This window comes from Litchfieldia salsa (genome assembly GCF_900104555.1).
GTDB classification, from domain to species: domain Bacteria; phylum Bacillota; class Bacilli; order Bacillales; family Bacillaceae_L; genus Litchfieldia; species Litchfieldia salsa.
Window position 1 is genome coordinate 389,743 of sequence record NZ_FNJU01000003.1, and the last position, 14,254, is coordinate 403,996.

A 14,254-nucleotide genomic window follows, 5' to 3' on the forward strand; every position below is an offset into this window, starting at 1 on the left:
AAAGCTGTTCACTTTTTAAAAGGAACAACTTATGGTAATGCTATTTATTATTTTCGTTATACTCAAGTTTTCGCCAATACAAATACGTTATGATCGCAAATATGGATGAAATTAGTCCGATTACGGTGTATTTAAACACATGTTCGTATTCCAAACCAAAGTAGGATTCTATCGTAAACTGTAACATCACTACATTGACAGCAATCGTAAAAAAGATAATGATCCAACAGATTTTTTTATCCATGGCGTATTTTCCTTCCAACCGCATAAATCACGTCATTAATGACCTCTGTTTGAATTAATGGTAACTCTCTTTGTGGAGGACCAGCTACTGGGTGGCCACTTTTTACATCAAAAAATCCACGATGGCATGGACAAAGAAGGATATCTTGTTCCTTCTCGTAAAATACCGGACATTGGAGATGTGTGCACTTATTATTATAAGCTTTCAATTCTCCATCTTTCGTATGAACTAAAATAGCTGGTTCTTGATCTGTTGGGTAATTAAAATTGATAGACTCCCCTTTTGCAACATCAGATAACTTTGCTATTTTCACTTTCACTTGTTCTTCTTCACCATCATTTAACATTGCTTTAATCGAAAAAGGTAAGGTTGCAACACCTAATGTTACAGACGCTGCAACTGCTGTTTTTAAAAATGAACGACGATTATATTTCAAGTCATTTTGACGCTCTATATTATCAACTAAATTAACCATGTCATCATTCGAATCTTTTCGATTACGACCTAATTTCTCTTTATTACTCATCTCATGTCCTCCTTCTTTTTTACGTACATGAGCAGACAATTGTTAATCAGAATATACACCAAAGAACTCAGGAACATACTGCCACTTATTTCCTTCTTGAGGTTTCTTCCCCTCAACCAAGTTCATTTGAGTTCTTTTTCTTCTTAGAGACTGCATTTCATCAAAATCAATAAATCTTATCGCATCACTTGGACAAACAGACGCACACATTGGAGCAATATCATGTTTTGAACGATCATAGCACATATCACATTTATACATTTTATTCTCTTCGAAATCGAACTTAGGAATACCAAATGGACATCCAAATGTACAATTACGGCATCCAATGCATTTTTCTTCCATTGCAGAAAGGACTACTCCCTCTTCAGTAATTTGAATCGCATTCGCTGGGCAGACTCTTGCACATGCAGGGTCCTTACATTGCATACAAAGCATTGGAAATGTTTGGCGACTTTCCATAAAGTCCACGTATTCTACATAATTTCTTTCCTTAGCATCATGATCTCCACATTCCCTACATGCTGCTTGACAGGATCGGCAACCAATACACCTTTCAAATTCTAAATACATGATTTTATTCACGTTTTTGCCCTCCTCTTCGTCGTTTAAACCTTCTCAATTCTTACTGCGCACACTTTAAATTCAGGCATTCTGGATGTTGGGTCTAAACTTGGGTTTGTAAGCTTATTAACCGATAGCTCTTTCCCCCAATGGTAGGGTACAAACACAGTATCCTTTCTAATTGCCTTTGTTAGTTTCACTTCAAGAGTCATGCTTGAACGTCTAGTGATTAACTTAATCTCTTCCCCATTTGATAGATTATATTGACTTGCAAGCTCAGGATGCATTTCGACATATGGTAATGGACACTGCTCCATTAGGAAATCAACACGGCGAGTTTGACTTCCAGATAAATAATGGAAAACAACACGTCCAGTTGTTAATATATGTGGAAAATCATTTGATACTGTCTCGCCCGGTTCCTTCCAATCAACAACAGCTAAGTTAGCTTTGCCATCAGGGGTTCCAAATTTCTCTTTAAACATTGTAGGTGTACCAGGATGATCCTCAGAAGGACATGGCCAAAACACGCCATCTTCCTTATCAATTCGCTCCCAGGTTATACCTGAGTAATCAGCCTTTCCACCTTTTGTCGCAATTCTGAACTCTTCAAATATTTCTCTAGCATTCTTATATGGAAAATAGGACTCTTTCCCCATTCGTTTAGCAATTTCACAAATTATTTCCCAATCTGTTTTTGATTCCCCTAATGGTTCTCTCACCTTTCGAATTCTAATAACTCTTCCTTCTAAATTTGTCGTCGTTCCTTCATCTTCGGCCCATGATGTTGCTGGTAATACAACATCCGCAAACTCTGCTGTTTCTGACATAAAAAAGTCACTAACAACCATAAAATCTAGTTTTTCAAAACCCTTCCATATATACTCAACGTTCGGTGCAGACACAGCAGGATTGCTACAAATTACATGCATCGCTCTTATTGAACCATTTTGAATCTCATCAAACATTTCATATGCAGATACCCCAGGTTTTGGCATATCCTTTGGATCAATTCCCCAAACACTGGAAACGTATTCAACTGCTTCAGGGTCTGTTATTTTTCTATAGCCTGGAAGCAAATCAGATTTTTGTCCATGTTCACGTCCACCTTGCCCATTCCCTTGTCCAGTGAAAGTTGCAACACCTGAAGCAAACTTACCGATCTGTCCTCTTAATAAAGCCATTGAGGTATAAAGTGCAACATTATCTACTCCCTTGGATTGTTGCTCTGCTCCACGAGCAAACATGACAACCGAGCGTTGTGACATTCCGTAAATATGCGCTGCTTTTGTGATTTTCCAAGGAGCTACACCAGTTATTTGTGATGTATATTCAGGTGTCCATATTTCAACAGATTTTATTAACTCCTCATAGTTATTACAACGTTCTTTGACATACTCTTCATCAACATAGCCTTCTTTTACAAGCAAGTGTAAAATTCCATTTGCTAGTGCTGAATCTGTTCCAGGCTTTAAATCTAAGTGAACATCTGCAACACGAGCTGTTGGTGTTTCCCTTGGGTCAGCAACGATTAATTTCGCGCCTTTGTCCTTAGCTTTCCAAAACCATTGGATACTTGTAGGATGACACTCTGCTGTGTTTGAACCTGCTATAAAAAAGCAATCTGAGTGCTCTAGCTCTGTCCAGGGTAAGGTTGACCCTCTATCAATTCCAAGGGTTTTAAGTGCCCCTCCTGCAGCTGAACTCATACAAAATCGTCCATTATAATCTATAAATCTTGTTCCGAGAGCCACTCGAGCATATTTTCCTACTAGATAACATTTTTCATTGGTCATTGAAACTCCACCAAATACCGAGACAGAATCTTTTCCATGTTCTTTTTGTAATCTCTTGAAATTTACTTCGATAACATCTAGGGCTTCTTCCCAACTTGACTCAACAAACTTTCCATTTTTCTTGATTAGCGGCTTAAGAATACGCTCTTTATGCTCAACTGTTTGATATGCTGTTACCCCTTTGGGACACATTTTCCCAAGAGTAACTGGCCAATCATAACGTGGTTCTACACCAACAACCTTTCCACTCTTTTCGTTTACTCGAATATGCATTCCACATTGCATTCCACAATAACAACAATGGGTTGTAATAAGTTTTTCGCCTGGTTTAATTAAGTTTTTAACCCCATTTTTAACTAGATACTGACTCATATTCGTTCTCCCCTTTTACTTCAAGATCTTCTCGTTATCATTTTTGGGTAAATTATAATATTCTTCTGAACGTTTTTTTCCAAAACCCGATTGATGAATATCGTTCAAGGTCCTAATAGGTTCATATGGATTCCCCTGAACTGATTCCATATTCATTTGCTTCATCACACGAATTCGTCTTCGACAAGATGGACAATAGTCAGCTAGATAGCTGCCATCATCCATTTTAAGATCAAAGTTTTGTAAATGTAGAATTTGCTTCACATCAGCAATTTGGTCATCGTTACTATAAGTCGTTCCACACTTTTGACAAGAACGAGTATCCATTTTAACTACTTCCTGATAGTTCATAGGAACAGCAGTAGCAAGTGGTCTCACCGGTAAATGAAAGAGCTTCCCATAAGGGAAATATATCAGCATAATAACAACGGTAACTTGATGGACAAGTGTCAAGTAATGATGCATCCAACCACCTAAAAAGTGATAAGAAACCGTTAGTAATAATCCAGATACTGTAACTGCTAATAAGATATAAAGTGGTAACAAATCAAATTCAGCTCTCTGAGTAACCTTTACATCCTGATTAAAAATTCTTCTCGCAAGGGCCATACATACTCCAACCATAACCATTAACGCAGTAATATTTAATCCGTTATATGTCAGTTCTGCAATTAATCCATGTGCTGCCATCTTTACGGTCGGTATATTAAATACGATAATTTGGTAAGTTTCAGGATCTATAAGATTAAATCTCATCCATCCAAAGGTCAGTCCAAATGTTATTGCAAAGGAACCAATACAACCCCAAGCGATAAGAATATGTTGGACTCCTCTATAGATACCCCTCTTAAAAATAAATTTCTGTAAAACAATGTTATCAATAAGGGTTTTAATAATTGATAATATGTTTCTTTTTGTTCTCTCTTTGTTCTTAAGGTTTATAATACTTCTTTTAATAATCTCTGCTGTGGCGGGTCTAAGAAGAAAGGAACAAAGTCTTACAGTTAATCCAATTGCAAAGATATAGGACGAAACCATATACCCCAACAACGCCATATCGATATCTGTAAAGCGGTCCGTACTTATCCACATTGAAAGGAATAATAAAAGTGTTACAAAAAAAGCATACATACTTGTTTTTGAATAAAAAGAACGATCAAGTTGTTTCATATCTTTCACTCCAGTTAGTCATTTGACGTTTTCGATTCTCATCACTTCAATAATCATTTGTTATTATTATTGTAAATGACTACTATTACTGGCACTGTGAAGTTCGTCACAGCGAGATTTGTCGATTTTGTGAATGGATAAATTAATTGAAAATCACAAGATTAACAATTAAACATAAGATGGATGGATACGATTTATAAGAGGTGACATCATGAATGATTACTTAGAATTCTTGGCTCTATTTGGGGTGGGGGGGGCACATCCAGGAGGGTTCCCTTTAACAAAAAAAATCCTTCAGGAAGAAGGATTTTCTGTGAATGCAAAAGTACTAGATATCGGTTGTGGGACTGGGCAAACTGCAGCCCACTTAATTAGTAAATATCAATGTGAAGTAACTGCTATTGATAAACATCCCATCATGATTAACAAAGCAAAAAAAAGGTTCCAGACACTTGGATATACACTACAATTATCGCAAGAAGATGCAGAGAACCTCTCTTTTAAAAACCATCAGTTTGATTATGTATTATCAGAATCAGTGTTATCATTTACAGATTGTGAAAAATCCCTAGGTGAAATAAAACGTGTTTTAACTAATGATGGAGTATTAATTGCTATTGAAATGACAAATGAAGAAAATCTTTCCACTCTTGAAATGGAAGAAATAAAAAAGTTTTACGGAGTTAAAAAGATTTTGGCTGAAGAAGAATGGAAACAACTTTTTATAGATTCTGGTTTTACAAACGTTTCTATTCGAAAAGCAGACTCACTATTAACCAATCTTGAAGAAGAATTTAATAATACGGAATTTCAATTATCGCAAGGAATCCCCCAAAGTTATGTAAAGATTTTTGATCAACATGAAGAATTGACAAATAAGTATAAGCATAAGCTTGGATTTCGAATTTATCGTTGTATTATTTAGATTAACTTTGAACTGTAAGTTTAATCTGTGTGTAATTATTACAATATATTTTTTTGTTTGTTACGGTTTCCCTAGGTTTGCATAGACTAGCATTGATCCCACTTTTTCTTAACTGTATAACTAATTCACTAATAGATTTTTTTCGTTTCACATTATCACTCCTCAATGAAATCATACCACTTTTGTCAGAAAAAAAACATAGTAATCTTAAAATGTGAAAAAAGTAGCATAAAAAAAACTTAGAGAAATTGCTTTTTTCTCTAAGTTTATAACTTCTTCACTTTTCCAAAGAACTCCTCAAGCGTTAGGTTATTTGTAAAAATTTGAGTGGCGATTTCTACACCAACATATCTTAGGTGCCATGGCTCATATTGATAACCAGTTATCTCTTCTTTACCTTTCGGATAGCGAACAATAAAGCCATATTCATGAGCATGTTCTTGAACCCATCTTCCCTCTTCCGTTTCACCGAAGCTCTCAACTAACCGTAATTGGGCGCTATGACTACTAACATCAATTGCTAGTCCAGTCTGATGTTCACTTTGACCTGGAATTGCAACCGTTTGATTCGCTAGTTCTTCCTCACCTGTTTTTCTGATTTGCGCTTGATAAATCGCTTCTTGTGTAACATATGACCGATAACCTGAAACAGCGAATAGTTGAATTGAATCTTTTTTAGCACCCATAAACAGATTTTCGAGTGCTTCCCCTGCTTCTACTCTTAAATACCGTTTAGGAACATCTAAATCTCCAAATGAAAATGGAACATTTGGTTTAACTAAATCTGGTGGAATATAGACGCTTGGTAAAGTATGCTCCTTATTGACTAATGAAAGAATATTTTCTGGATTTAGAATGACTGAAAGACCATCACTTATCTCAACTTGATTGAAATACTCTTCTTCTAATACCCATTCATTTTCACTAAAATCATCATTAACGTCTCCGGTATTAGAATCTTCTTGGCCATTCTTTCCGATTTCATCTACTTTTTTTGTTTGCTCATTTTTAATTTGAGTCTCGTCTGCTGTACGCTGTTCTATTAATTGACTTAAATCGAATTGATTGCACCCTGATAAGATAATAATCAAAGTAATATTTAATAATAAAGCGTAAGTAATCCTTTTTAACATCTCTTTCACCTTCAATTTTTGGTGGTTATTTATAAACCATATCACTGTTTTGTTTTCATTCAATTTCAGCTGGGAAGTTTCTAGTCAAGGTATAAAAGAAAATGCTTCACCTGTAATTGGGTGAAGCAAATAATTCATTTTTTGAAGTTTATTTCATAATCGCTGCATCTAAAGCTACTTCAATCATATCATTAAATGTCAGTTGTCTTTCTTCTGACGTAGTTTCTTCACCAGTTAAAATATGATCACTTACAGTCAGTACAGAAAGAGCTTTACGATTAAATTTTGATGCTAATGTGTACAATGCGGTTGTTTCCATTTCAACTGCAAGAATCCCATATGAAGCCCACTTTTCTAATTCTGCATTATCGTTGTAAAATTGATCAGCAGTAAATACGCTACCAACCTTTAAGTTCAACCCTTTTTTAACACCAGTATCATACGCTTTTTTTAGTAAATCAAAAGATGCTGTTGGTGCATAATCTACACCACCAAATGTTAAACGATTCATTTGAGAATCTGTAGAAGACGTCATCGCTAAAATTACGTCTCTTACTTTAACATCCTTTTGAATGGCACCACACGTACCAACACGAATTAAATTTTGAACATTATAGCTATTTATAAGCTCATTCACATAAATTGAAATGGAGGGTACACCCATACCTGTACCTTGAACAGAAATGCGTTCGCCTTTATATGTACCAGTAAACCCTAACATTCCTCTTACATTATTATAGCAAGTAGTATTTTCAAGAAAAGTCTCTGCGATATATTTTGCCCTTAGAGGATCTCCAGGCAGTAAAATAGTTTCTGCAATTTCATTAGGTTTTGCTTCAATATGTACACTCAAAATTTTATTCCTCCTCTTTCTATAAAAGGGACAAGCCCTCTAAACAAAAAATATACCATTAAATTTATTCAGTTTCAAATAAACTAAGAAAAAGTCTCTTATTTTTAAACATTATATAATAAAGCTTGGAGATAATACAAATGTATCAAAAATGAAGGAGGATTTCTCTCATGTCAAAGGAAAAAATGAGTAAAAAATTACAACAAGCTGTGGAATATGCAAATGAAACAAATCCAAGTTCAAGAAAAGGCGGTCATTTGCCTAATTCAAACCAAAAGAATAAACAGGAATCATAAAAAGGATTGAAAGGAAGATAATAGATGGGTAAAAAACACCGAGAACGCTTAACCCAAAAGAAGAATAATCATATTCCGATGAAGGATATTGTGGCTGAAGAAGAAGCACATGCTAAAGAAGAATCTGCTGCCAGAAGAAAGAAATAATGATAACGCTAATAAGAGAGGGCTATCCATATTGGATAGTCTTTTTTTGCTCTATAGGAAAGTGTAGATATAGTCTCATAAGCGAGGGTCATAAAGACGAAAAACGGGCTCCTTGCACATATCTTATTGTGCATAAAGCAATCTTCCTGCATATGATAAATTATACCCATAAGAAAGGGAGCGATTTGATATATGCGAGAGCAAGTCTTGTACCTTTCTATTTTAATGTTATTTATTTTTAGTACGATCCCCTTCTATGTAAATGTAAAAGAAGTTAATAGTAAAATCTTAAGTATTGCCCACCGTGGTGCCTCTGGCTATGCCCCTGAAAATACATTCGCAGCTTTCGACAAAGCGATAGAGATGGATGTAGATTACCTTGAATTAGATGTTCAAATGACGAAAGATAACCACCTTGTAATCATCCATGACCCAAAAGTTAATCGAACAACTAATGGAAAAGGCTTTGTAAAAGATCTTACTTTAAGTCAAATTAAATCTTTAGATGCTGGAAGTTGGTTTGGTGAGGAATTTAGAGGAGAAAGAATACCCACTTTTAAAGAAATTCTAAATGTTTATGGCGATAAGGTTGGGCTCTTAGTTGAGCTTAAGAATCCATCATTATATCCTGGCATAGAAAAAAAGGTATCAGATGCCATTAATAATTATTCACTGTTTTCAGAACAAAACCCTAGTATAAAAGTTCAGTCCTTTGACCTTAGTTCACTCCGTTCTTTGAAAAAACATTTACCTTTAATTGATGTCGGGCTCCTTATTAATCGAATGATTAACTATCGAAAATTACTAAAAGTGGAAAAGGATATAGACTTTATTAATATGCAAAAAAGATACATTACAAGACACATCGTTTTGCAAGCACATCAACTAAATTTAAAAATTTATGCATGGACTGTCAATGAACTTCGAGATTTAACGTATTTACTTCACCTTGGTATTGATGGAGCAATAGTAGACTACCCTGAAATCATATTTAAACTACAGAAAATATATTAATAGAACAAGACTGGAGGTAACATTTTTGTGTTGTTTATTTTTCAAAAAAAAGAAATTAAGAAAGATTATAAATTCTGATGAATTACTAAAGCTAAAGCAACAATTAAATGAGCAGATTGATCAGGATGTGGGCCCTAGTCTCTTAGTAGGAGAAGAGAAGGAAATTGTTCACTCCATTAGAGATAAAACAGCCAACTTAAATATTAATAACCTTACTCGAACAGAAGCCTATTTAAAGTATTATCAAAGAAATCCTGAAGTGCATTGGTCATTCCTAGCTCATATGGTATCTAGAAATGCAGGATATAATATGACGGATATTAAAGGTGAAATAATCGGTGAATTGATCCCTGAAAAAGAGAAGATAAACTTCTTCAACTTTCTTGAACGTTCAAATGCTCTTATATTTAATGATGCATTCCCACAACTATTATTATATGAATATAGCAAGAACAAGAAAAAGTCATATTTTCATTTGTTAAATGCTCTACACGTCTCATCATTCATGCTTCCTGTATGGAACCATTTCTATTCAACAAATAACTCTAACCTTCTAACCGTCGCTTTAATTATTAATGAGCAAAATTATATTGAACAACGAGTTATGACTAATCCTTTATTTAAGGGGGTTATTGACTCTATCCAATTTAAATTGCAAGAATTATTTGGATTCACCATGGTTTTGTTCCCTTTTGTTTTAAAAAAGGACAAATATCTTAAGCTTGCTGGTTCTACGGTAAAAGATTTCACTTCATTAAATGAGAGAATCAACATGGGTAAGTGTTTATACTCTATCCTTTTTTATATAAAAAAAGTAAGAGAAGGAGCATATACTTTTGCCACAAATACACCACATACTGGTTCAAGAGCAGATTATTATTCAAGCATTTTTTCTAAACAATCCAATTCTTCGAGTAAAAAAATTCATAGTCCAATCTTATCTCATGCTTGGTCAAATTTTAATCATAAATATAATGACCATTCAGATTGGTTTCATAATGATTCTATTTACCAAGCTCTTGAATCACTTCCTACTTTAAACAAATACGATATAACGGATGATTATATGAGTAAGCTAATAACTCTTTACTCAATTGAAAGTCTTGTTGATTTCTTAAATTAACATAAACAAGTTTCTTACGGCTGTCCCAATTGAAGCTAGACCACAAAATCTAAGATAACTTGTCATAAAAATTAATATAACAACAAGTTATCTTAGGGAGTGTGATACTCATTTGAATTTTGAAACAGCCTCAAGTTCTTATAGAATAGCTCTTTTGTTATTCAATCTCAGACTCAGATTCCTCTTCATCAATAATACATTTCTCAAGTAAATAGTCGAAGGTGATATCGGCTAAATCGTCCAATTCCCCTTCCTCAGGAACATAACCTCTTTTAATGAGTTCATTGTAAAAGAACTCGGCAATTTCTTCAGTATCAATAACAACCTCAATTTCTTTCACAATATCGTCCCCCTTTAATAAAGATTTATGTTCGAATCGAATTAGATATGCTAGTTGTTTTTCTTAATCCTAGTGACTTTCAATATGTAACGTTTAATTAATTATAAAGTCTTGTCATAAAAGAAGTTTAGATACATAAAATGATAAAAATTGGACAAACAGGAGGTATTTAAGAATATGAATCGTGGATTATTGGAGCTGCAGCACTCAAAACAAACAAAGAAAACCTTAGATCTAATAGATGGACCATTATTTGATCTTTGGCTTAAAAAAATAACAAATGGTTTATTTACGACATGTATGGTTATCGCAATCCCTTTATTTTTTTATCTTTTTAGTTGGATATTTTAATTGATCATTCTTTATTTCCATCTAGTGAATAGTGATTTTGTATATACTTATCAAGATTCTTTAAAGCTAAATCCATAACCTTTTTATATTTGTCATCACCAAACACTTCATATAAATATTTATAGTCATTATACACATCTAATAAACCATCAACAATTTCCTCTTTTTCTTTTTGTAATTTTATTATTTCTTTTTCCGTTTTTTTCGACATGTCCATGATGGCATGCAACTCCATACTCTTTTTTTCTTTTTTTATCAGATAATACAGTGTAAGCTTCTGAAGAAAAATCTCTGCGTTTTCACTATCTGCAATAAGAATGAGCTCTTCTTCCGATGCTTCCAGCCATTCACCATCTGAAAGTCTAGATAACTCGTAAACAATCTCTTCAAACGAACCTTCTTTATATCTCCATATTTCTGTACGTATTCCAACAATTTTAAAAATAGCTTCACCATATCCCTTTACAAATACTAAGTCTCCAAAATAATATTGAAATTGAACCTCTAGCTGTTCTATTTCAATTTCACCACCTTGATAGGTTGAAATTGAATTGAGACTGGATTCAAGGTAAAAATGCTGTCCATGGTTTACCTTATAAAAATAATGATTATCAACTTTTTCAATGTCAGTAACGGTACCCACGGTTCCATATTGTGTGATGACAACAATATCGCCTACTTTAAATCGTGGTTCCTTTTTATTTTCATCCATCCGGCTGTCCTCCTTCATATCATTCTATTAAAGGTGGTATGATATTATATGCAAACATAAAGAAAACGCTAATTATTTCTTATTATATTTTCAGTTTAAAAAAGTAATGACCAAAACAAAATAGGTTGACTTAAGTCAACCATTTTGTTTAGAATTATATATTTTTTAGTAGAGCATTATTCTTGATCGTTCTGATATAACTCCCATGCATGATCAAAGATTGTCATTGTATCTAGATAATGGCCATTGAATTCTAAATAAGTACTAATTTCATGATAATCATAAATATTTTTTGGAAAGCCGTGATCAAGATACAAATTATTGGCAAATTTACTTAAGTCATCTTTCCCCTTTTCATTTCGATACCTTAGCATATAATGATAAAATGATTTCCTCATCTAATTACTCCTTTTAGACTAAGTAAATAATTGCTCTTAAAATTTGTCTCTTTTCTAAAAGATTGTTGTTTTAAGGCTTGTTTAATTTTGGAGAGCTCGTTGATTGGAACGGAAGGTATGTGACTCCTGCGGGATGCGCAGGAAGGATGAGACCCCACAGGAGCTTGGCGACGAGGAGGCTCATCACCTGCCCCGCGGAAAGCACATACCTGGAGTGCAAATCAACCTAACCTAGTCAAATAGCAACAATATTTTGTGAAAAGAACCTAAAATTTAAAGCTAGCTTCTTCATTTAAATCTTTCACAAATGAAGTTAGCAGTTGTACTGTTGCGTGAAGATCTTCTAAATCAATTACTTCAACGGGTGAATGTGCATATCTTGAAGGTATGGATAGAACACCAGTTGGTATTCCCTTATTGCTAAGTGAAACCGCCCCCCCATCAGTACCTATCCCTGGAAATACTTCATACTGAAACCGAATATCTTTCTCTTGGGCAATTGTTACTAATGTATCTTTTACTGCTGGATGAGCAATTAAACTAAAATCAATGATTTTAATTCCAGTTCCACCACCTAAAAGTAATGTTTGGTCCATTGTTTCTTCAGGTGTATCACTTACTGCAGTTGTATCAATTGCAATCGCTACATCAGCATCTATACCTCTTGCAGCAACTTGGGCACCTCTTAATCCAACTTCTTCTTGAACTGTAAATAATGCCACGATTTCAGCAGAAAAATCTTTATTCTTTAGCTCTTCTAAGAGACTAATAATAACAGCACACCCAGCTCTGTCGTCCAAACCTTTTCCAACTATTCGACCAGTTCTTTCGTTTCCGAGTATTTCTAATTCAGTAGCCCATGTGATTGGGGAGCCAATTTGAACACCTAGAGAAATGGCATCCTCCTTAGACTTTGCACCAATATCAATATATAACTGTTGATGTTTTCTCACTTTTGAAGGGTCATCAAATTTCACAAAATGTGCAGACATTGTTCCAATCACACCGAGCAATTCACCAGAACTTGTTCGAACCTTAACTTTTTGAGCAAGTAAAATCCGATCGTCGTGTCCACCTAGCTTTTCAAAGCGTAATAATCCATTATTTTCTATCTTTTTTACTATAAACCCTATTTCATCCATATGTGCTGTTACTATCATCTTTGGCCCTGGCTTATTTCCTTTACTAGTAGCAATCACATTTCCAATTGAATCAATAGTTACTTCATCAACCAATTCTTTTATGTAATCTTTTATAAAATATGAGACTGGCTGCTCATAACCACTTGGTCCATGTAGACTTGTTAAGGATTTTAATAAATTGAACATATATGCACTTCCTCTTTCTATTTTAACTTTAGCAGGTTAATAGGTTACACAGATTAAGTATAATGAAAAAGATCCTTTTTCGCAAAAACTATACTGAAATCAACGAAAAGCAACGGCTCTCTGGCGTTGCTTTTCATTTTGTACTGTGCTCTATTTTAGCTTATAAATCCCTAAAATTAATATGTTTACTCCATTCTTCATATGATTCCATGTCAATTCCTTTTGCTTGTTCTAAGAATTGTTCAAGTAAACCTAATTTCTTTAAATCTAAAAACATTTTAGGATTATGTGGGTCATTCATCGTTAGTCCATCTGAATGATCAATAGCCTTCAGAATATTCCCGTCTGTTAAAATGAAATGGCCAATTGACGTTTTAATTCTAGTAAATCCAATTCTTTTTAACTCTTTTCGGATCATTATGATTTGTTTGGTGATAGATGGGGTGATTTCTTTCATTTTTTTTAAATGACTTTTTAAATTAGGACCTCTTAAATATTCCATTATTACATAATTCGTACCCACCTCATATAACTTAGGAACAATATTGAGACCCTTTGCTCTGTCAAGTGCATTTCCTTCTTTTAATGCGGCATTTGGATTAACATAAATTTTTACGCAGCAATCTTCGCTAAGTTGAAAAACGGCACCTTGACTTCCTTCTCCGATCAGTTTTAGATCAGTTGGATTGTGAATAATTAACTTCTTTTCTCCATTCTCTTCTTTTCGTTGAACTGTGATCAACTTATAGTCTTCCATTATCAATACCCTCCCTTCTTATACTTGAAAAAGCATATTTCTATATTATGAAGTGTTTAACTAAATGTTTTGGACTAGTAGCACTCTTTCAATAAAATGGCTAAACACTATATACTTTGAAATTCCGTAATAAATGAATTTAGCACATTTATTAAATTTATGTAAATGTTTAGGGTGGTTGTCCGTTTCCGATACTTATACATTC

General features: G+C 34.0%; 18 protein-coding genes. 6 read left to right on the forward strand and 12 right to left on the reverse strand.

What is annotated here, in order from left to right; translation table 11 throughout:
- Window positions 1-40 precede the first annotated feature (40 nt).
- The 5 genes from BLQ56_RS08890 to BLQ56_RS08910 are packed head-to-tail and all read right to left on the reverse strand — an operon-like array spanning window position 41 to window position 4,672.
- Window positions 41-244 (reverse strand): hypothetical protein, encoded by a 204-nt coding sequence (locus BLQ56_RS08890; RefSeq protein WP_090852481.1) that lies wholly within the window; start codon window positions 242-244, stop codon window positions 41-43.
- The gene (locus tag BLQ56_RS08895) at window positions 237-770 is read right to left on the reverse strand and encodes a Rieske 2Fe-2S domain-containing protein (RefSeq protein ID WP_090852484.1); all 534 of its coding nucleotides are present in this window, start codon (window positions 768-770) and stop codon (window positions 237-239) included. The genes BLQ56_RS08890 and BLQ56_RS08895 overlap by 8 nt, the downstream gene beginning before the upstream one ends.
- 42 nt (window positions 771-812) lie before the next feature.
- The gene (locus BLQ56_RS08900) at window positions 813-1,355 is read right to left on the reverse strand and encodes a 4Fe-4S dicluster domain-containing protein (RefSeq protein ID WP_090852487.1); all 543 of its coding nucleotides are present in this window, start codon (window positions 1,353-1,355) and stop codon (window positions 813-815) included.
- Between the two features lie 23 nt (window positions 1,356-1,378).
- A complete protein-coding gene (gene fdhF / locus BLQ56_RS08905; protein WP_090852490.1) occupies window positions 1,379-3,502 on the reverse strand; it encodes a formate dehydrogenase subunit alpha in 2,124 nt (707 codons plus the stop codon).
- 15 nt (window positions 3,503-3,517) lie between these two features.
- Window positions 3,518-4,672 carry an MFS transporter gene (locus tag BLQ56_RS08910; protein ID WP_090852492.1) on the reverse strand — a complete coding sequence of 385 codons (1,155 nt, stop codon included), beginning with the start codon at window positions 4,670-4,672 and terminating at the stop codon, window positions 3,518-3,520.
- Between the two features lie 211 nt (window positions 4,673-4,883).
- Between BLQ56_RS08910 and BLQ56_RS08915 the strand changes: the two genes are divergently transcribed.
- A complete protein-coding gene (locus BLQ56_RS08915) occupies window positions 4,884-5,597 on the forward strand; it encodes a class I SAM-dependent methyltransferase (RefSeq protein WP_090852494.1) in 714 nt (237 codons plus the stop codon).
- A gap of 266 nt (window positions 5,598-5,863) precedes the next feature.
- Here the strand turns inward: BLQ56_RS08915 and BLQ56_RS08920 are convergent, their stop codons facing one another.
- Window positions 5,864-6,739 (reverse strand): M15 family metallopeptidase, encoded by an 876-nt coding sequence (locus tag BLQ56_RS08920; protein WP_386756484.1) that lies wholly within the window; start codon window positions 6,737-6,739, stop codon window positions 5,864-5,866.
- A gap of 139 nt (window positions 6,740-6,878) precedes the next feature.
- On the reverse strand, window positions 6,879-7,583 hold the full coding sequence (gene deoD / locus BLQ56_RS08925; RefSeq protein ID WP_090852500.1) for a purine-nucleoside phosphorylase: 705 nt from the start codon (window positions 7,581-7,583) through the stop codon (window positions 6,879-6,881).
- Between the two features lie 170 nt (window positions 7,584-7,753).
- Between deoD and BLQ56_RS24045 the strand changes: the two genes are divergently transcribed.
- The 4 genes from BLQ56_RS24045 (at window position 7,754) to BLQ56_RS08940 (ending at window position 10,163) form a co-directional block, all read left to right on the forward strand.
- Window positions 7,754-7,879 carry a hypothetical protein gene (locus BLQ56_RS24045; RefSeq protein ID WP_274380216.1) on the forward strand — a complete coding sequence of 42 codons (126 nt, stop codon included), beginning with the start codon at window positions 7,754-7,756 and terminating at the stop codon, window positions 7,877-7,879.
- Between the two features lie 24 nt (window positions 7,880-7,903).
- Window positions 7,904-8,026, forward strand: a complete 123-nt coding sequence (locus BLQ56_RS08930; RefSeq protein WP_090852504.1) for a hypothetical protein — start codon at window positions 7,904-7,906, stop codon at window positions 8,024-8,026.
- Window positions 8,027-8,218: 192 nt separating this feature from the next.
- Window positions 8,219-9,040: a glycerophosphodiester phosphodiesterase gene (locus BLQ56_RS08935; RefSeq protein WP_090852508.1), complete on the forward strand. Its 822-nt coding sequence runs from the start codon at window positions 8,219-8,221 to the stop codon at window positions 9,038-9,040.
- A 25-nt stretch (window positions 9,041-9,065) separates the two neighbouring features.
- Complete coding sequence (locus BLQ56_RS08940) at window positions 9,066-10,163, forward strand: DUF2515 family protein (protein ID WP_175490239.1); 1,098 nt, start codon at window positions 9,066-9,068, stop codon at window positions 10,161-10,163.
- Between the two features lie 157 nt (window positions 10,164-10,320).
- Here BLQ56_RS08940 and BLQ56_RS08945 read toward each other — a convergent pair whose 3' ends face one another.
- Complete coding sequence (locus tag BLQ56_RS08945) at window positions 10,321-10,503, reverse strand: YozD family protein (protein WP_090852514.1); 183 nt, start codon at window positions 10,501-10,503, stop codon at window positions 10,321-10,323.
- 177 nt (window positions 10,504-10,680) lie between these two features.
- Between BLQ56_RS08945 and BLQ56_RS23435 the strand changes: the two genes are divergently transcribed.
- Window positions 10,681-10,854 (forward strand): hypothetical protein, encoded by a 174-nt coding sequence (locus tag BLQ56_RS23435; RefSeq protein ID WP_175490240.1) that lies wholly within the window; start codon window positions 10,681-10,683, stop codon window positions 10,852-10,854.
- 4 nt (window positions 10,855-10,858) lie between these two features.
- Here the strand turns inward: BLQ56_RS23435 and BLQ56_RS08950 are convergent, their stop codons facing one another.
- The 4 genes from BLQ56_RS08950 to BLQ56_RS08965 all read right to left on the reverse strand — a co-directional run bounded on the left by BLQ56_RS08950 (window position 10,859) and on the right by BLQ56_RS08965 (window position 14,049).
- Window positions 10,859-11,566 (reverse strand): hypothetical protein, encoded by a 708-nt coding sequence (locus tag BLQ56_RS08950; protein WP_090852517.1) that lies wholly within the window; start codon window positions 11,564-11,566, stop codon window positions 10,859-10,861.
- Window positions 11,567-11,742: 176 nt separating this feature from the next.
- Window positions 11,743-11,964, reverse strand: a complete 222-nt coding sequence (locus BLQ56_RS08955) for a YozE family protein (protein ID WP_090852520.1) — start codon at window positions 11,962-11,964, stop codon at window positions 11,743-11,745.
- A 266-nt stretch (window positions 11,965-12,230) separates the two neighbouring features.
- Window positions 12,231-13,292, reverse strand: a complete 1,062-nt coding sequence (locus tag BLQ56_RS08960; protein WP_090852523.1) for a M42 family metallopeptidase — start codon at window positions 13,290-13,292, stop codon at window positions 12,231-12,233.
- A gap of 160 nt (window positions 13,293-13,452) precedes the next feature.
- On the reverse strand, window positions 13,453-14,049 hold the full coding sequence (locus BLQ56_RS08965; RefSeq protein WP_090852526.1) for a hypothetical protein: 597 nt from the start codon (window positions 14,047-14,049) through the stop codon (window positions 13,453-13,455).
- Window positions 14,050-14,254: the final 205 nt, after the last annotated feature.